Origin of the sequence: Streptomyces sp. NPDC094143 (assembly GCF_040303825.1) — a bacterium.
Lineage (GTDB): Bacteria > Actinomycetota > Actinomycetes > Streptomycetales > Streptomycetaceae > Streptomyces.
In genome coordinates, this window is the sequence record NZ_JBEOTZ010000012.1 from 151,412 (window position 1) to 167,961 (window position 16,550).

A 16,550-nucleotide genomic window follows, 5' to 3' on the forward strand; every position below is an offset into this window, starting at 1 on the left:
ATATCGCCGTCGGCTGTCCCACCAGCACCTCTGGTCCCTAGAATGCGCCGCCATGTTCAAGCCATTCGAGTACGCCGACGGAGCGACGGGCGGCGGGCCCCAGGGGGTGCCGAACGTCTACGTGCCGCAGGGCGCTCCGCCCCCGGAGTACGACGCGTACGCCGACCCGGCCGCGGCCCACGGATGGCAGGACGCCTGCGCCACCGCGGACACCGGCGGCGGGGGTGACACGCGCGAGCTTCCGGCGGTGCCGGCGCGGGCCGGTTCCGGCCCGGGGCGCCGCTCCCGGCGCAAGGCCCGGCCGTGGGGGAAGCGCCGGGTGGTGGTCGCGGCCGGGGTCGCGGGTACCGCGTCCGTGGTCGCGCTGATCGCCGCGTTCTCCTTCTCGGGTGCGTCCTCCGGCGTGGCCGACGATGGGACGAGGGGCGGCAAGGGCGGACGTCCGGCTCCGACGGCGGGCGAGACCGAGAGCCCGGCGGCGCAGCCTTCGGGCGGTGTCCGCGCGTCCACCCCGGGCGCGCCGGTGGGCGGCGGGTCGGTGGACGGCGGGCCCGTGGGCGGCGGTGGGGATTCCGACGGCGCCTCCGCCGACCCGACGGCTCCGGCGAGCACCACTCCGTCGGCCGACGGCACGGACACGCCCGAGCCGCCCGCGGAAAGCCCCACGGCAGCCACCCCCGCGACGTCCGCCCCGGCCACCACGACGCCCCCGGGGCGCGTGGACGGCAAGCCCGGCCGGGGGCCGGGCGGCACGAAGGGGCCCAAGTAGGGGGTGGGCCGGGGTCGTTCACCTCGGCCCTCGGGCCGTTCCGGCGGGCGTCCGGTCCCGGTGTCCGGGCAGCGCGCCCGCCCGCGTGCGGCGGTGCGGTCCGCCGGCCGGGGGGTCCGGAGGGGTGCGGATCACCCCAAATGACCGGCCGTCCCGGCCTGTTGAGCAGGTCATGCCGGAGGTCGAGGTTCCGGTTGTGGAACGGGTTCTTGTGCGAGACCCCTCGTGGCGATCACAATGCACATGACAATCGTGCGGGCGGCCGGAGATTCTCCGGCCGCCTCCGTCGCAAGAGGGGACCCCCCATGAGAAAACCTCTCGCCGCCGCGTTCCTCGCCCTGGCGATAGCCGGGGCCGGCGCGGCTCCCGCGACCGCCGCCGACGCCGCCCCCACGGGCGTCGGCAAGGCCGCGGACACGGGCTCGGCCACGTCCGCCGTCTCGGGCGTGGTCGCGTCCGTGGAGCAGACACTGGCCGGACTCGGCCCGTCGGTCAAGGCGGTGAACTTCGCCGGCACGGTCGCGCTCAGCAACTGCTCCGGCTCGGTCGTCCGCATGCCCGACTCCGCGAGCGACGACCCGGCGCTCGTGATGACCAACGGCCACTGTCTGGAGTCGGGTTTCCCCGGGCCCGGCGAGGTCCTCGTCGACAGGGCGTCCAGCCGCACCTTCAGCCTGCTGAACGCCTCCGGCTCGCGCGTGGCCACCCTGCGCGCCGCCAAGCTCGCCTACGGCACGATGACCGACACGGACGTCGCGCTGTACCAGCTCACCACCACGTACGCGCAGATCAAGAGTTCGTACAACATCAACGCGCTGACGCTGAGCGACAGCCACCCGGTCGCCGGCACCGCCATCTCCATCCCCTCGGGCTACTGGAAGCGGATCTACAGCTGCTCCATCGACGGGTTCGTGCCCACCCTGAAGGAGGGCGACTGGACCTGGAAGGACTCGGTCCGCTACACCTCCGCCTGCAACACCATCGGCGGCACCTCCGGCTCGCCGGTCGTCGACCAGGCCACCAACAAGGTCGTCGCCGTCAACAACACCGGCAACGAGTCCGGTGAGCGCTGCACCGTGAACAACCCGTGCGAGGTCGACGCGAACGGCACCGTGACCGTCCGCAAGGGCATCAACTACGCCCAGCAGACCTACCAGATCCCCGCCTGCTTCGGGATCGACAACAAGCTCGACCTGTACGCGAGCGGCTGCACCCTGCCCAAGCCGTAGGGCAGGGCGCCGGCCGGGCGGTCACGCGGGAGGAGTCCCGCGGACCGCCCGGCCCGCCAGGACGTCCGTGCGCCGCCCGTCCTCGATCACGAACCGGCCGTCGACCAGGACGTACGGGATGCCCGTGGGGAGCCTGCGGGGCTCGGCGAAGGTGGAGCCCGCCGCCACCGTCGCCGGGTCGAACAGCACCAGGTCGGCCACGTAGCCCTCGCGGACCAGGCCCCGGTCGGGCAGGCGCAGCCGCGCGGCCGGGCGGGACGTGAGGTGCGCGACGCACTCCTCCAGCGACAGCACGCCCAACTCCCGTACGTAGTGGCCGAGGTAGTGCGGGAACGTGCCGTAGGCGCGCGGGTGCGGCTTGGCGCCCTGGAGGATGCCGTCCGAGCCGCCGGTGTGCACCCGGTGGCGCATGATCTCCCGGACGTTCTCCTCGTGGCCCACGTGCTGCAGGATCGTCGGGGCCAGCCGGTCGGCCAGCAGCAGGCCGCGCGCGGTCACCCACGGCTCCTCGCCCCGCAGCGCCGCCGACTCCGCGATCGTCCGGCCGACGAACCCGGCCAGGGCCGGGTCGTTCACGCCGGAGATCTCGATGGTCTCCCACTCGACGGGCACGCCGTGGCAGCCGTCCGAGCCGGTGACCTCCAGGTGGTGCCGGATGCGCTCCGCCGTGCCGTCGTCCGCCAGCCGGCCGAGGGTCCGCTCCGGGCCGCCCTCGCTCGCCCAGCTCGGCAGGACGGCCGCGAGGGTGGTGCAGCCCGGGGTGTACGGGTAGGTGTCGAGGCTGATGTCCGCCCCGGCCGCCAGCGCCTCGTCCAGCAGGGCCAGCAGCTCGGGCGCCCGGCCCTTGTTCACGCCGAAGTTCATCGTGGCGTGCGCGAGATGGAGGGAGCAGCCCGCCTCGCGGGTCAGCTCGATCATCTCCCGGTACGCCTCCAGGGCGCCGGCGCCGTAGGAGCGGTGGTGCGGGCAGTAGTAGCCGCCGTAGGACGCCACCACCCGGCACAGCTCCATCAGTTCGGCGTCCTGCGCGTACATGCCGGGCGTGTACGTCAGCCCCGACGACATGCCGACGGCCCCCTGCTCCATGCCCTCGGCGACCAACTGCCGCATCCGGTCCAGCTCCCGCGCGGTGGCCGGGCGGTCCTCCCAGCCGACGGCGAGCGCCCGGACCGTGCCCTGCGGGATCAGGTAGGCCGCGTTGACGGCGATCCCCCGGTCCAGCCGGTCCAGGTACTCGCCGACCGTGCGCCAGTCGAAGTCGATGTCGTCCCCGGGGCCGTTCCACCCGGAGATCGCGCGGCGCACCTCGCCGAGCGTGCGGTCGTCGACCGGCGCGTACGACAGGCCGTCCTGGCCGATCACCTCGAGCGTCACGCCCTGCGCGGCCTTGGCGCTGTGGTCGGGGTCCCGCAGCAGCGCCAGGTCGCTGTGGGCGTGCATGTCGACGAAACCGGGGGAGAGCACCAGCCCTTCGGCGTCCAGCTCCCGGCGGGCCTTCGGCCGCTGGCACCCGGCCGCCGTGGCCTCCTTGACGATCGAGGTGATCCGGCCGCCGTCGACGACGACATCGGCCCGGTAGGAGTCCGCGCCGGAGCCGTCGACGACGTCGGCGTCCCGGATGACGAGCTCTTCCATCGCGCTGCCTCCTAGAAGAACGTGCGGACGTAGTCGACGACCGTGCCGTCCGCCTCGGCGACCGGGATCAGCTGCCACTTGTCGAACGAGGTGCACGGGTGGGACAGCCCCAGGCCGACCCAGTCGCCGACCTGCAGGTCCGCCTCCGGCGTGGTGCTCAGCCAGGCGTGCTGGTCGGACAGGGCCGTCACCGCCACGCCGGTGGCCGGGCGCTCGGCGCCGTCCCGGCGGACCACCTGCGCGAAGGGCAGGTCGAGGTCGTAGGCGGCGTCCCGCTTGCCCGCGTTGAGGAAGGCCTGCTCGGCGGAGGGGCGCGACACCACCTGGGCCCAGAGGCGGAACGCCGGCTCCAGGGCGCCCTCCTCGGGCACCCGGTTGAACGGGGTCAGCTTGCGGTAGTGGCCGTCGTCGTGCGAGACGTAGGCGCCCGAGCGCAGCAACTTCAGTGCGGGCCGGGACAGTTCGGGGATCTGCGCGAAGACGTCGGCGACCGTGTCGAACCAGGCGCTGCCGCCCGCGCTGACGACGATCTCGTCCGGGCCGGTGAAGCGGCCCGCCTGGTCGAAGTCCGCGGCGAGCGCGACCAGCCGCCGCAACCACGCCGTCACCCGCTCGGTGTCGGCCTGCGGCACCTCGCCCTCGTAGCCCGCGACGCCGACCAGCCGCAGCGTCCGCGTGGCGGCCACGGCGTCCGCTACCGCCGCGCACTCCGCCTCCGTGCGGGCACCGGTCCGGGCGCCCTCCCCGGCGGCGAGTTCGACCACCACGTCCAGGGGGCGGCCGGCGCCGCTCAGGGCCGTGTCCATCAGCTCGACGCCGCGCACGGAGTCGACGTAGCAGACGAACCGGAAGTCCGGGTCGGCGTCCAGTTCGGCGGAGATCCAGCGCAGGGCCGCCGCGTCGACCAGTTCGTTCGCGAGGAAGACGCGCCGGGTGCCGAAGGCGCGCGCCACCCGCACCTGGTGCGGCACCGCCAGCGTGATGCCCCACGCGCCGTGCTCGATCTGCCGCCGGAACAGCTGCGGGGCCATGGAGGTCTTGCCGTGCGGCGCGAAGGCCAAGCCGTGCCGGGCCGCGTAGGTCTCCATGAGCTTCAGGTTGTGCTCCAGACGCTCGGCGGACAGCGCGAGCACGGGGGTGGCGAAGCCGCCGGTGAAGAGGTTGCGGCGCTGGGCGGCCAGTTCTCCGACCGTCAGTCCGTCGGCGTCCGGCGGGAGGCCCTTGAAGCGGTGGTCGACGCGCTCTGTGGCGAGCCGGGCGAGGGGCTCGGCTGCGGTGTCGGCTGTCATAGAGCCTCCTGATCAGCGGTGTTGCAGTATTTGCAACCTTCATTGCGTATATCGCTCAACGCTGTCTAACATCTCGGCCACCGCCGGTCAATGAAAACCGCCACCCACCGAAGCCACCGAGGAGCTACGAGCATCGTGACCCCCACCGGACCCTGCAACGCCCCCGACGTCGTGGACGTCGTCGCGCTCGGCGAGTCCATGGTCACGTTCCTGCCCTCCCGGCCGGGCCGCCTCGCGGACGTGCCGTCGTTCGAGCGGGGGATCGGCGGGGCCGAGTCCAACGTGGCGTGCGTGCTGGCGGCGGCGGGGCACTCCGTGCGGTGGGTCAGCAGGGTCGGGGACGACCCCTTCGGCGACCACCTGGTCGAGGCGATCGGCGGCTACGGGGTCGATGTGACGTACGTGCGCCGCGACCCCGGCCGCCCGACGGGCATCTACTTCCGCACCGCCGGGGACCGGGCCACCGACGCCCACGAGGTGGCGTACTACCGGGCCGGCTCCGCGGCGTCCGCGATGAGCGTGACGGACCCCGACCCGGCGGCGGTGCGGGCCGGCCGCGTGCTGCACCTGTCCGGGATCACGGCCGCGCTGTCCGGCAGCTGCCTGGAACTGATGCGCGAGCTGACCCGGCGCCGCCCCGGCCGCCCTCTGGTCTCCTTCGACGTGAACCACCGGCCCGGCCTGTGGCGCGACCCGGACGCCCCCGGGGTGCTGCGCGACCTCGCCCGGGGCGCGGACCTCGTGTTCGTGGGCCAGGACGAGGCCTGGGGGCTGCACAGCGCCGACGCCGTCCGCGCCGCCCTGCCCGAACCCGACGTGCTGGTCGTCAAGCAGGGCGCCGCCGGAGCCACCGTCTTCGAGGGACGGGACGTCACCTTCGTCCCCGCACCGCGGGTCGACGTCGTCGCCGCCGTCGGCGCGGGCGACGCCTTCGCCGCCGGGTTCCTCTCCGCCACCCTGCGCGGGCTGCCCGTCCGGGACCGGCTGCGCCACGGGCACCTCATGGCCGCCGCCGCCCTCACCGCGCCCGGCGACCTCGCCACCCCGCCCGCCCGCGAGCACGCCGACCGGCTGGCCGCCCTGGACGACGCGGCATGGGGGAGACTGCGACTCGGCCCCGGCTGGACCGAGGACCCCCAGCGGGCCGACGAGGAGGTACCCACGCCATGAGCCAGACCGTCGACCGCGCACTCAGCATCCTGCCGCTGCTCGCCGAGGGGCCCGCCGACCTGGGGCAGGTCGCCGACCGCCTCGGCGTCCACAAGTCCACGGCCCTGCGCCTGCTGCGCACCCTCCACGAGCACGGCCTGGTCTACCGCCAGTCCGACCAGCGCTACCGCCTCGGCGCCCGGCTCTTCGCGCTCGCCCAGGAGGCGATGGAGAACCTCGACGTGCGCGAGATCGCCCACCCCCACCTGGTCCGCCTCAACGAGAGCTGCGGGCACACCGTGCACCTGGCCGTGTACGAGGAGAACGAGGTCCTCTACATCGACAAGGTCGAGAGCCGCTACCCGGTGCGGATGTACTCGCGCATCGGCAAGCCCGTCGCCATCACCGTCGCCGCCGTCGCCAAGCTGCTCCTGGCCGACCTGCCCGAGCACGAGCGGCGGGCGGTCGCCGAGAAGCTCGACTACCCCGCCTACACGGCCCGTTCGACGCCCAGCGCGAGCGCGTTCCTGCGCGAGCTGGAGAAGGTGCGCGAGCAGGGCTGGGCCACCGACCTCGGCGGCCACGAGGAGTCCATCAACTGTGTCGCGGCGCCCATCCGCGGCGCCGACGGCCGGGTCGTCGCCGCGATGTCGGTCTCCGCGCCGAACGTCGTCGTCACCGCCGACGAACTCCTCACCCTCCTGCCGCTGGTGCGCCGTACGGCGGACGCCATCAGCGGGGAGTACTCCGGCAGAACACCAGTGAAGGGCACCGCATGACCGACAAGATCGCACTCACCCCGAAGACCCACACCACCCCGCCGGCCAAGTTCTCCCACGGGGTGAGGAAGGGCAACATCCTCCAGGTCGCGGGCCAGGTCGGCCTCCTGCCCGCCGAGGAGGGCAAGCCGCCCACGCCCGCCGGGCCGACCCTGCGCGAGCAGACCCTGCAGACCCTGGCCAACGTCAAGGCCATCCTCGAAGAGAGCGGCGCCGGCTGGGACGACGTGATGATGATCCGCGTCTACCTCACCGACGTGGACCACTTCGCCGAGATGAACGAGATCTACAACGCGTACTTCGAGGAGCAGTGCCTGACCCAGCCGCCCGCCGCGCGTACGACCGTCTACGTCGGTCTCCCCGCGGGCCTCCTCATCGAGATCGACGCGCTGGCCGTCCTCGGCTGACCCACCCCCGCCTCCCACTCCCGCACGTCCGTGAGGCGCGGCGCCCCGATGCGCCGCGTCGCGCTCCCCCCTACCCAGAAGCTGCATGCACTTACGCAGAGGACCCCCGAATGTCCCATCCGCTCGCCGCGTCCGCCCCCGCCGAGACACCGCCCCACACGGGCGGACTGCTCCTCCTCGTCGACGGCACCGCCGGACTCCTGCTCACCGCCGCGCTCGGCATCGCGCTGCTGCTCCTCCTCATCATCAAGGTCAGACTCCAGCCGTTCGTCGCCCTGCTGGCGGTCTCCATAGCCGTCGGCCTCGCGGCCGGCCTGTCGGTCACCGAACTCTTCGGCACGGTCCAGAGGTCGGACGCCGTCTCCACCATCGAGTCCGGCATGGGCGGCATCCTCGGCCATGTCGCCATCATCATCGGCCTGGGCACCATGCTCGGCGCGATCCTCGAAGTCAGCGGCGGCGCCGAGGTGCTGGCGAGGCGTCTGCTCGGCCTGTTCGGCGAGAAGCGCGCCCCCCTCGCCATGGGCCTGACCGGCCTGATCTTCGGCATCCCGGTCTTCTTCGACGTCGGCATCTTCGTCCTGGCGCCCATCGTCTACGCCGCCGCCAAGCGCTCGGGCAAGTCGATCCTGCTCTACTGCCTGCCGCTGCTCGCGGGCCTGTCCGTCACCCACGCCTTCCTGCCGCCGCACCCCGGCCCGGTGGCCGCCGCCGGTCTCCTCCACGTCGACCTCGGCTGGGTCATCCTCATGGGCGTCGTCTGCGGTCTGCCCGCCGTGGTGGCCGCGTGGGCGTACTCGGCGTGGATCGGCCGCCGCATCTTCGTCGCCGTGCCGCAGGACATGGTCGAGGCGGCGGAGGAGGCCAAGCAGGCCGTCGTCGACGAACAGCGGGCCGCCGGAGTCGCGCCCAGCGAGCGGCCGGTGTCCCTCGGCACGGTCCTCGGCATCATCGGCACGCCGCTGGTCCTCATCCTCGCCGCGACCTTCTCCTCGATCGCCCTGGACCCCTCCACGCTCCGCTCGGTGATCGAGTTCTTCGGCAACCCGTTCGTGGCGCTGACGATCGCCCTGTTCCTCGCGTACTACCTGCTGGGCATCCGCCGCGGCTGGTCCCGCAAGTCCCTGGAGACGGTGTCGACCGCGTCCCTCAAGCCGGTCGGCAACATCCTGCTGGTGGTCGGCGCGGGCGGCATCTTCGGCGCCGTCCTCAAGGCCAGCGGCGTCGCCCAGGCCCTGTCGGACACGTTCAACGACGTCGGTCTGCCGGTGATCGTCCTCTCCTACCTGATCTCCGTGGTCCTGCGGGTCGCCCAGGGCTCGGCGACGGTCGCGATCGTCACCACGGCCGGCATCGTGGCGCCCCTGCTCTCCGAGGGCGACCACTCCCAGGCCTTCGTCGCCCTGGTCATCATGGCCATCTCGGCGGGCTCCATCTTCGCCTCGCACGTCAACGACGGGGGCTTCTGGATGGTCGCCAAGTACTTCGGCATCAGCGAGCGGGACACGCTCAAGACGTGGACGGTGCTGGAGAGCGTGCTGTCGGTGGCCGGGTTCGTGGTCGCGGCCGTGCTGAGCCTGTTCGTGTAGGAGTCTGATAACGAAGTCGGGCCCGGCTGTGTGCGGCACAGGTTTGTCGACCATACTGCTGCGCTGTGGAGCAGCGCATAGGTTCGAGCAGCCAGCCCCTGGAAGGCGCCGGGTTCGACCCGGCCTTCATCCCCGGGCTCACGTCACCCGCGTCCCCACGGACGAAGGACGGAGAGCCGGCGGAGGAGCCCGAGGCCGCCGAGGCCGAGAAGGCCGCCTCCGAGGCGGAGGAGACGGACACGGCGTCCCCCGCCGAGCCGGTGGAGCCGGAGGAGGACGCCGTGGCCGACGGTCCCGTCTTCGAGGCGTCCGACCGCCGGGCGCGGATCGTCGCCGACCGCAGGGGCGTCCGGCTCTGCCTGGACGACCAGGAGTGCGAGTTCCGCTGGGACGAGATCGGCGCGGTGGAGACGGAGACGGCCCGCTTCGGCAAGCGGTACACCGTCACCGTCCACACCCCCGACCGGCGCTGGTACCCGATCGAGATCGAGGCGCCGGCCAGGAGCCGGTTCGCCGAGTGGGACGAGCAGTTGGACGCGGTCCTGGACGCCTACTTCGACGACGGCGTCCAGGACGGCGCGGCGGAAGACGCGGACTAGCCGCAGTACTGCGCTTCCTTGCCGATCGACCGGTACATGCAGTCCGCGTTCTCCAGCAACTGCAGTACCGCGTCCCGGTTACGGGAGGTCTCCCGCTCGATCACCTCGTCGGGCGGGTAGAACCCGCCCCCGCCGGACCGGGGATACATCTCGAACGTGTAGCCGAAGATCTTGTGCACGCCCCAGAGGTAGTCGTCGATCGACCCGTCCGTGATGTACAGGTCGCTCGACTGCTGCGCCGTGTACCCGTTGCTCGCGGCCATCTTCTGCCCGACCGTCTTGAACGCCGCGTTGTCGTCCGCGGTCATCCCGGTCGTGGTGTCGGAGTACGTGTAGCCGAACGGCCACAGCACCAGCTCGCTGTACGTGTGGAAGTCGACCCCGGCCCGGATCTGCTGCTTGCCGCCGACGACCCGGCTGCGCACGAAGTCGGCGACGACCTTCACCTCCGGCGCCGACTCCGCCGCCGGGCCCCGGTAGGTCTCGGAGGACGTCGACCCCGAGGAGCCGCCGCAGCAGCCCCAGCGGTAGTTCCAGTTGCGGTTCAGGTCCGTACCGACGTACGAGGAACCTGAGTTGGGCTGCCGGTTCTTGCGCCAGGACCGGTAGGAGCCGGTGGCGATGTCGTACTCGCCGCCGTCCGGGTTGATGTCCGGCACGATCCAGATCTCGCGGTTGTTCACCATGGAGGTGACCCGTGCGTCGGAGCCGTAGTCGGAGGTCAGCTCGCGCAGCAGGTAGAGCGCCATCTCGACGGTGAGGTGCTCACGCGCGTGCTGGTGGTGGGTGAACAGCACCTCGGGTTCGGACTCGTCCGTCGCCACGTTGTCGCTGATCTTGATGGCGACGATGTTCCGGCCCTGGTAGGACTTGCCGATCACGCGCTGGCTCGCGATCGACGGGTTGGCCGAGACGATCGTGTTGATCTCGCTCGTCATCTCGGCGTAGTTGTGGTACTTCGAGTCGCCCGACGGGAAGTCGAAGAGGCGGACGTCGTCCTCGCCGGCGGACCGGTCGGGCACCGCGCCGAGCGGGGTGACCTCGTAGCCCCGGGCGCGCAGCCGCTTGATCTGGTCCGCGCGGCCGGAGACGACGACCCCGTGGCCGTGCACCTCGTCGACGGTCACGCCCGCGCGCTGAAGTGCCGTGCGGTCCGCGGCCGTCGAATGCAGGTGGATCTCGTACTGCCGGATGTCGCCGGCCGCAGGTGCGGCCTTGGCGGCGCCGTCGGCGGTGGCGTCCGGTGCCGTCGCCGACAGGGGGGCGGCGAGGGCGAGTGCCAGGACGGCGGCGAGGGCGGCGGTGCGTCTGCCGGCACCGGAGCCTCGTATGCGAAGTCGCATGAAATCTCCTTGTGGGAGGTGGGGTTGTTCCGTGCGACGTACGTGGTGCGGGTGGCGCACATCGTTCTGCCAATGGCATGAGCAGGTCAAGACTGAAAGCGGCCGCGCAGTGTACGCGTGCGGCGCGGCGATCGAGAGGGAGCGGCCGAAGTCCACCCGGAGGTGTGGCCCGCACGTGCACATATTCACGGAGCCGGGAGAGGGTGAGGGCTTGCGCAAGGGGAGCCGGGCTGTCCGGATCTCGCACCACACCCCAGAGGACTGGCTGATCATGGGCGGATCAGCGCCACGACGGGACCACCGGCTGCCGGTCGAGACGACCAGCTTCGTCGACCGGCGTGGCGAACTGACCGAAGGACGCGAGCTGCTGGCCCGCGCACGGCTGGTGACGCTGACCGGGCCGGGCGGCGTCGGCAAGACCCGGCTCGCCGCGCGCATCGCGGCCCGGGTCCGGCGGGCCTTCCCGGACGGCGTGCGCTTCGTCCACCTGTCCGGGCTGCACGATCCGGCGCTCGTCCCGCTGGCCGCCGCCGACGCGCTGGGCCTGCACGCCCACTCCGCCCAGCCGCCGCTCGACGCCCTCGTCGAGCAGGTCCGCGACCGGCGGCTGCTGCTCGTCGTCGACAACTGCGAGCACCTCGCCGCAGCGTGCGCCCGGCTCGCCGCCGCCCTGCTGCACGGCACCGAGGGCGTCCGGGTCCTCGCCACCAGCCGGCACCGGCTCGGCCTCACCGAGGAGCACCTGCTGGAGGTGCGCCCCCTGCCGGTGCCCGACCCGGACGGGGACCTGTCCGCCGCCGAGGGCTATCCGGCCCTGACCCTCTTCGCCGACCGCGCGGCCGCCGTGGCCCCCGGCTTCCGCCTCACCCCCGCCAACGTGGCGTCCGTCGCCCGCCTGTGCCGGCGCCTGGACGGCCTCCCCCTCGCCATCGAACTGGCCGCCGTCCGCATGCGCGTCCTCGACGCCGACCAGCTCCTGGACCGGCTCGACGACCGCTACCGGTTCCTCACCACCGGCAGCCCCGCGGCCCTGCCCCGCCACCAGACCCTGCGCGCGGCGGTCGCCTGGAGCCACGGCCTGTGCACCGGCCCCGAACAGCTGGTCTGGGCCCGGCTGTCGGTGCTGGCGGGCAGCTTCGACCTGGAGACGGCGGAGGCGGTGTGCGCCGACGACACCCCGCGGGACGCCCCCGCGTGGCCGGCCGGCGGCGGACACCTCGCCGCCGGCGCCCTGCGGCAGCGGGCCCGGGGCACCGGACCCGCCCAACTCACGGACGGATCCGGTCCCCGGCCCGCCGAAGCGCTCACCGCGACCGTGACCCTGCCCGCGCCCCCGCCCGTCGTCCTGCGCACCGACGACGTACTGGAAGCCGTCGCCGGACTCGTGGACAAGTCCGTGCTGTGCCGGGAGCCCGGCCCCCACGGCGTGCGCTACCGGCTGCTCGACACCCTGCGCCAGTACGGGCTGGAGCAACTGCGGCGGACCGCCGGGGAGGAGACCGCCGCCCGGCGGCGCCTGCGGGACTGGATGCTCGGACGGGCCGAGGCGTGCGAACGCGACTGGTTCGGGCCCGGACAGCGGGAGATCGTGGCCCGCCTGAGCGCCGACCGCGACAACCTGCGCCCCGCCCTCGACTTCAGCCTCACCACCCCCGGCGAGGCACGCGCCGGACTGCACCTGGCCGGCACCCTCTGGTTCCACTGGCACGCCTGCGGTGCCCCCCGCGAGGGCCTGTACTGGCTCGACCGGGCCCTGGCCGCCAACCCGGAGCCGACCAGGGAGCGGGCCCGCGGTCTCTGGGTCGCCGGGCTGCTGGTCGCCGCCACCCAGGACCTCCCCCGGGGCAGCCGGTACGCCACGGACGCCCTCGCCCTCGCCCGCGCCCTGGGCGACAGCGCCGAGGCCGCCCACGCCGAGTACGTCATCGGCGTCCTCCGGCTGTTCGGCGACGACCTGCCCGGCGCGCTGAGGCACTTCGAGACCACCGTCGCCCGCGGGCCCGTGCCCGGCCAGCACCTCAGCCTCGTCGGCCTCGACCAGGTCGAACTCGCCTGCGCGCTGAGCTTCCTGGGCGAGGCCGAGCGGGCGGTCGAGGTGTGCGAGCGGGCCCTCGGGCTGTGCGAGCGGCACGGCGAGCAGTGGGTGCGGTCGTACGTGCTGCGCATGCTCGCCCTCGCGCACACCGTGCGCGGCGACCCGACCCGGGCGGAGCGGCACGCCCGCGAGGCACTGCGGCTCAAATTCGCCGTCCACGACGTCATCGGCATCGCCCTCACCCTCGACCTGCTCGCCCTGATCGCCGTCGAGCGCGGCACACACGAGCACGCGGCCGTGCTGCTGGGCGGCGCCGACCGCGTCTGGGCCGACATCGACGCGGGCCGCTGGGGCGCCCGCACCCTCACCTCCGCACGCCGGGACTGCGAGGAGCGGGCCGGCCGGGCCCTGGGCCGCGAGGCGTTCGAACGGGCCCACCGGCGCGGCGGCGCCCTGGCCCTCGCGGAGCTGGTCGGCCACGCGCTCCAGGAGCCCGCCACCGCCGAGTCCGCCGCCCCGCCGCCGCACGAGGACACCGCGGTCCGTCTCACCCGCCGCGAGACCGAGGTCGCCCGGCTCGTCGCCGAGGGGCTGGCCAACCAGCAGATCGCCGACCGCCTGGTCATCGCCCGACGCACCGCCGAAGGCCATGTGGAACGCATCCTCAGCAAACTCGGCTTCAGCAACCGCAGCCAGATCGCCGCCTGGGTGACGGCACAGCGCTGACCGCCCGCACCCCGTCCCACACCCACCCGAGGGGATCACGTGACCACCGGACAAGCCACCCCGTTCGACCACCGCATGGCCGTCTTCGACTCCGACGACGCCTTCGTGGCCGCCGCCCTGCCCTTCCTCGGCGAAGGCCTCGCCGCCCCCGGCGAACCCCCACCCGTGGCGATCGCCGCCCCGCACCACCTGGACCTGCTGCGCGACGCCCTCGGCGGCGACGCCGAGCAGATCACCTGCGTGCCGCACACCGAGTGGTACACCGGCTCCGCCGCCAACGCCGTCGCCCGGGCCGCCGCCCACCTCACCGCCCACGCCGGTCCGGGCGGCCGGATCCACCTGCTGATGGAACCCGTGTGGGGCGGCCGCGCCGGACGCTCCACACGCGAGACCACCGAGTGGATCCGCTACGAGGCCCTCGCCAATCCCCTCTTCGGCCCCCTGGCCACCACCGCCCTGTGCGCCTACGACACCCGCACCGCCGGGCCCGCCGTCGTCGCCGCGGCCCGCCGCGCCCACCCCGGCACGGAGGTGTACGAGGACCCGTTCCGGCTCGTGGCCGAACTCGACGCGGTACCGCTGCCGCTGCCCCCAAAGGGCGCCGAGCCCCTCGCCGAGCCGCACGCGGTGGCCGTGCGGAGCTGGGCGGAGCACCGGGGACTGCCCGCCGCGGACGCCGAGCTGTTCGCCACCGCCGTCGCCGGGGCCGCGGCGGCCCTGGCCCCCCTCGACGGCACCGCCCTGCTGTGGGGCGAGGCGCCCGCCTGCGTCTGCGAGCTGCGTTCGGCCCGCCCCGTGGCCGACCCGCTCGCCGGCTTCGTCCCGCCGCCGCCCGACGGCCCGGAACCCGGCCCCGGCCTGTGGTACGCGCGGCAGGTGTGCGCCTACGTCGACCTCCGCGACGACAGCGATGGCGCGACGGTCCGCCTGCAATACGCGTAACGCCCCACCTGCACAAGCAGGTAGGGGAACGGGTAGTCCTCCCCCTGCGCCGAAGGCTCCCCGGGGATCACCCTGGAGGCATGCTGCAACTCTCCGGGTGCCACCTCCCGGACCCCGACGCCCCCTACGGCCCGTTCCCGCAACCACCCCTGGGAGCCGGCCACCTGAGTGTCGAGTACGGGCCCCGCCCCTCCGCCGTCCGTGAGGCCCGCGCGCAGGTGCGCAGGCAGCTGGAGGGCTGGGGGATCGCCGAGCGCGGCGAGGTGGCGGACGTGGCCGAACTGCTGGTCGGTGAACTGGCCACCAACGCGCTGCTGCACGCCCGCAGCGGTTTCCGGCTCACGCTCTTCGCCGCGCACGGCGTGCTGCGCTGCGAGGTCGCCGACGGGGAGCGGCGGGTGCCCCGGGTGCTGGCGGCGGGCACCGGGGAGAACGGCCGCGGGATGTTCCTGGTGGACGCGCTCGCCCAGCGCTGGGGCTGCCACCGGGAAGGGTCGGGCAAGACCGTGTGGTTCGAGCTCGGCACGTGCGGGGCGGACGGCTGCGGTCGGCGACAGCCGTGACGCTACCGCTGGGTTCGGCCGTCCCCGGGGTTCGCCGGAGCCGCCGGGGGGCCGTTCCCGTCTGCGGGTGTGCGCAGGCCGGGCGCGCAGTTCCCCGCGCCCCTGGGATGGTTACTCCCGCGCCCTCTTGTCCGTCCGGGCTGCTTGCGGTTTCTTGATCTGCATGGCGGACACCACGGGAAACACCACGGACCAGGCTCACCGGCAACCTCCCATGCGCAAATCCAGTTGGAAGTACATCGGGCCGGGCATCGTCGTCGCGGCGACCGGGGTGGGGGCCGGGGACCTGGTCGCCACGCTCATCGCCGGCAGCAACTTCGGGTACACGCTGCTGTGGGCCGCGATCATCGGCTGTCTGGTGAAGATCTCCCTGGCCGAGGCGGCGGGGCGCTGGCACCTGTCCACCGGGCGCACCCTGTTCGACGGCTGGGCGAGCCTCGGCCGCTGGACGACCTGGTTCTTCGCGGTCTACGTCGTGGTGTGGGGCTTCGTCTACGGCGCCGCGGCGATGTCGTCGAGCGCGCTGCCGCTGCAGGCCCTCTTCCCCGACGTGATGGACCTGAAGTGGTGGGGCATCGCCTGCGGACTGGTCGGGCTGGTCTTCGTCTGGTTCAACAAGTACGCGGTCTTCGAGAAGGTCATGACGATCCTGGTGGGCGTCATGTTCGTGGTGACGGTGTACCTGGCGATCAGGGTGACGCCGAACCTCGCGGACGCCTTCGCCGGGCTCCTGCCGGTGCTGCCGGACGAGAAGGACTCGATCCTCAACACGCTGGGCCTGATCGGCGGCGTGGGCGGCACGATCACGCTGGCGGCGTACGGCTACTGGGTCAACGCCAAGGGCTGGACCGACACCGGCTGGATGAAGGTCATGCGCCTGGACAACCGGGTCGCCTACGCCACCACCGGCATCTTCGTGATCGCCATGCTGTTCGTCGGCGCCGAGCTGCTGCACTCGGCGAACGTCGCCATCGCCAGCGGCGACAAGGGCCTGATCCAGCTGGGCGACATCCTGGAGGAGGAGTACGGCGCGGCGACGGCGAAGTTCTTCCTGATCGGCTTCTTCGCCACGTCCTTCACCTCGCTGATCGGGGTGTGGCACGGCGTGAGCCTGATGTTCGCCGACTTCGTGGCCCGGCTGTCGGGCCGCGGCCAGGCCAAGGGCGAGGAGGTCGCCTCGGGCGAGCGCGAACGCTCCTGGCCGTTCCGCGCCTACCTGCTCTGGCTGACCTTCCCGCCCATGATCCTGCTCTTCGAGGGCCAGCCCTTCCGTCTGATCATCATCTACGGCGTGCTCGGCGCGGCCTTCCTGCCCTTCCTCGCCGGCACCCTGATCTGGCTCCTGAACTCCCCCCGCACGCCCCGCGAGTGGCGCAACGGCCCGGTGAGCAACGCGATGCTCGCCGTCGCGGGGCTGCTGTTCCTGGTCCTGTGCGTCAAGCAGATCTGGGACCAGCCGTGGGGGGAGTTCTTCTAGGAGGCCGAGCGGACGGGAC

General features: G+C 73.1%; 14 protein-coding genes. 11 read left to right on the forward strand and 3 right to left on the reverse strand.

The genetic code is table 11. The annotated features are described in order from the left end of the window. Nucleotides 1-52 precede the first annotated feature (52 nt). A complete protein-coding gene (locus tag ABTZ58_RS18090) occupies nt 53-769 on the forward strand; it encodes a hypothetical protein (protein WP_351357091.1) in 717 nt (238 codons plus the stop codon). A 305-nt stretch (nt 770-1,074) separates the two neighbouring features. Continuing rightward, on the forward strand, nt 1,075-1,998 hold the full coding sequence (locus tag ABTZ58_RS18095) for a S1 family peptidase (protein WP_351357094.1): 924 nt from the start codon (nt 1,075-1,077) through the stop codon (nt 1,996-1,998). Nucleotides 1,999-2,019: 21 nt separating this feature from the next. Here ABTZ58_RS18095 and ABTZ58_RS18100 read toward each other — a convergent pair whose 3' ends face one another. Together ABTZ58_RS18100 and ABTZ58_RS18105 are read right to left on the reverse strand one after the other, a co-directional pair. Further along, nucleotides 2,020-3,633: an N-acyl-D-amino-acid deacylase family protein gene (locus tag ABTZ58_RS18100; protein ID WP_351357096.1), complete on the reverse strand. Its 1,614-nt coding sequence runs from the start codon at nt 3,631-3,633 to the stop codon at nt 2,020-2,022. A gap of 11 nt (nt 3,634-3,644) precedes the next feature. Next, the gene (locus tag ABTZ58_RS18105; RefSeq protein ID WP_351357099.1) at nt 3,645-4,922 is read right to left on the reverse strand and encodes an amino acid deaminase; all 1,278 of its coding nucleotides are present in this window, start codon (nt 4,920-4,922) and stop codon (nt 3,645-3,647) included. Between the two features lie 135 nt (nt 4,923-5,057). On the opposite strand from ABTZ58_RS18105, the gene ABTZ58_RS18110 reads away from it, so the two are divergent. The 5 genes from ABTZ58_RS18110 (at nt 5,058) to ABTZ58_RS18130 (ending at nt 9,445) form a co-directional block, all read left to right on the forward strand. Continuing rightward, on the forward strand, nt 5,058-6,092 hold the full coding sequence (locus ABTZ58_RS18110) for a sugar kinase (RefSeq protein ID WP_351357102.1): 1,035 nt from the start codon (nt 5,058-5,060) through the stop codon (nt 6,090-6,092). Further along, complete coding sequence (locus ABTZ58_RS18115; RefSeq protein WP_351357105.1) at nt 6,089-6,850, forward strand: IclR family transcriptional regulator; 762 nt, start codon at nt 6,089-6,091, stop codon at nt 6,848-6,850. Before ABTZ58_RS18110 ends, ABTZ58_RS18115 begins: the two co-directional genes overlap by 4 nt. Beyond that, nucleotides 6,847-7,257 (forward strand): RidA family protein, encoded by a 411-nt coding sequence (locus ABTZ58_RS18120; RefSeq protein ID WP_351357108.1) that lies wholly within the window; start codon nt 6,847-6,849, stop codon nt 7,255-7,257. Before ABTZ58_RS18115 ends, ABTZ58_RS18120 begins: the two co-directional genes overlap by 4 nt. Before the next feature lie 110 nt (nt 7,258-7,367). Continuing rightward, on the forward strand, nt 7,368-8,846 hold the full coding sequence (locus tag ABTZ58_RS18125) for a GntP family permease (protein WP_351357111.1): 1,479 nt from the start codon (nt 7,368-7,370) through the stop codon (nt 8,844-8,846). Nucleotides 8,847-8,911: 65 nt separating this feature from the next. Next, complete coding sequence (locus ABTZ58_RS18130) at nt 8,912-9,445, forward strand: hypothetical protein (protein ID WP_351357114.1); 534 nt, start codon at nt 8,912-8,914, stop codon at nt 9,443-9,445. Here ABTZ58_RS18130 and ABTZ58_RS18135 read toward each other — a convergent pair. Beyond that, nucleotides 9,442-10,788, reverse strand: coding sequence for a M14 family metallopeptidase (locus ABTZ58_RS18135; protein ID WP_351357117.1), 1,347 nt, complete (start codon nt 10,786-10,788; stop codon nt 9,442-9,444). The two genes, ABTZ58_RS18130 and ABTZ58_RS18135, sit on opposite strands and share 4 nt — an antisense overlap. Nucleotides 10,789-11,059: 271 nt before the next feature. Between ABTZ58_RS18135 and ABTZ58_RS18140 the strand changes: the two genes are divergently transcribed. The 4 genes from ABTZ58_RS18140 (at nt 11,060) to ABTZ58_RS18155 (ending at nt 16,531) form a co-directional block, all read left to right on the forward strand. Continuing rightward, the gene (locus tag ABTZ58_RS18140) at nt 11,060-13,549 is read left to right on the forward strand and encodes an ATP-binding protein (RefSeq protein ID WP_351357120.1); all 2,490 of its coding nucleotides are present in this window, start codon (nt 11,060-11,062) and stop codon (nt 13,547-13,549) included. Between the two features lie 39 nt (nt 13,550-13,588). Continuing rightward, complete coding sequence (locus ABTZ58_RS18145; RefSeq protein WP_351357123.1) at nt 13,589-14,491, forward strand: anti-sigma factor RsbA family regulatory protein; 903 nt, start codon at nt 13,589-13,591, stop codon at nt 14,489-14,491. Nucleotides 14,492-14,571: 80 nt separating this feature from the next. Further along, nucleotides 14,572-15,054: an ATP-binding protein gene (locus ABTZ58_RS18150; protein WP_351357126.1), complete on the forward strand. Its 483-nt coding sequence runs from the start codon at nt 14,572-14,574 to the stop codon at nt 15,052-15,054. Between the two features lie 163 nt (nt 15,055-15,217). Next, nucleotides 15,218-16,531, forward strand: a complete 1,314-nt coding sequence (locus tag ABTZ58_RS18155) for an Nramp family divalent metal transporter (RefSeq protein ID WP_351357129.1) — start codon at nt 15,218-15,220, stop codon at nt 16,529-16,531. Nucleotides 16,532-16,550: the final 19 nt, after the last annotated feature.

Excerpts from the sequence above, each read along its gene's own strand:
- ABTZ58_RS18135 (WP_351357117.1), bottom strand. The coding sequence starts at position 10,788 with ATGCGACTTCGCATACGAGGCTCCGGTGCCGGCAGACGCACCGCCGCC.
- ABTZ58_RS18155 (WP_351357129.1), top strand. The coding sequence starts at position 15,218 with ATGGCGGACACCACGGGAAACACCACGGACCAGGCTCACCGGCAACCT.
- ABTZ58_RS18140 (WP_351357120.1), top strand. The coding sequence starts at position 11,060 with ATGGGCGGATCAGCGCCACGACGGGACCACCGGCTGCCGGTCGAGACG.
- ABTZ58_RS18100 (WP_351357096.1), bottom strand. The coding sequence starts at position 3,633 with ATGGAAGAGCTCGTCATCCGGGACGCCGACGTCGTCGACGGCTCCGGC.
- ABTZ58_RS18120 (WP_351357108.1), top strand. The coding sequence starts at position 6,847 with ATGACCGACAAGATCGCACTCACCCCGAAGACCCACACCACCCCGCCG.
- ABTZ58_RS18090 (WP_351357091.1), top strand. The coding sequence starts at position 53 with ATGTTCAAGCCATTCGAGTACGCCGACGGAGCGACGGGCGGCGGGCCC.
- ABTZ58_RS18115 (WP_351357105.1), top strand. The coding sequence starts at position 6,089 with ATGAGCCAGACCGTCGACCGCGCACTCAGCATCCTGCCGCTGCTCGCC.
- ABTZ58_RS18150 (WP_351357126.1), top strand. The coding sequence starts at position 14,572 with ATGCTGCAACTCTCCGGGTGCCACCTCCCGGACCCCGACGCCCCCTAC.
- ABTZ58_RS18105 (WP_351357099.1), bottom strand. The coding sequence starts at position 4,922 with ATGACAGCCGACACCGCAGCCGAGCCCCTCGCCCGGCTCGCCACAGAG.
- ABTZ58_RS18125 (WP_351357111.1), top strand. The coding sequence starts at position 7,368 with ATGTCCCATCCGCTCGCCGCGTCCGCCCCCGCCGAGACACCGCCCCAC.
- ABTZ58_RS18095 (WP_351357094.1), top strand. The coding sequence starts at position 1,075 with ATGAGAAAACCTCTCGCCGCCGCGTTCCTCGCCCTGGCGATAGCCGGG.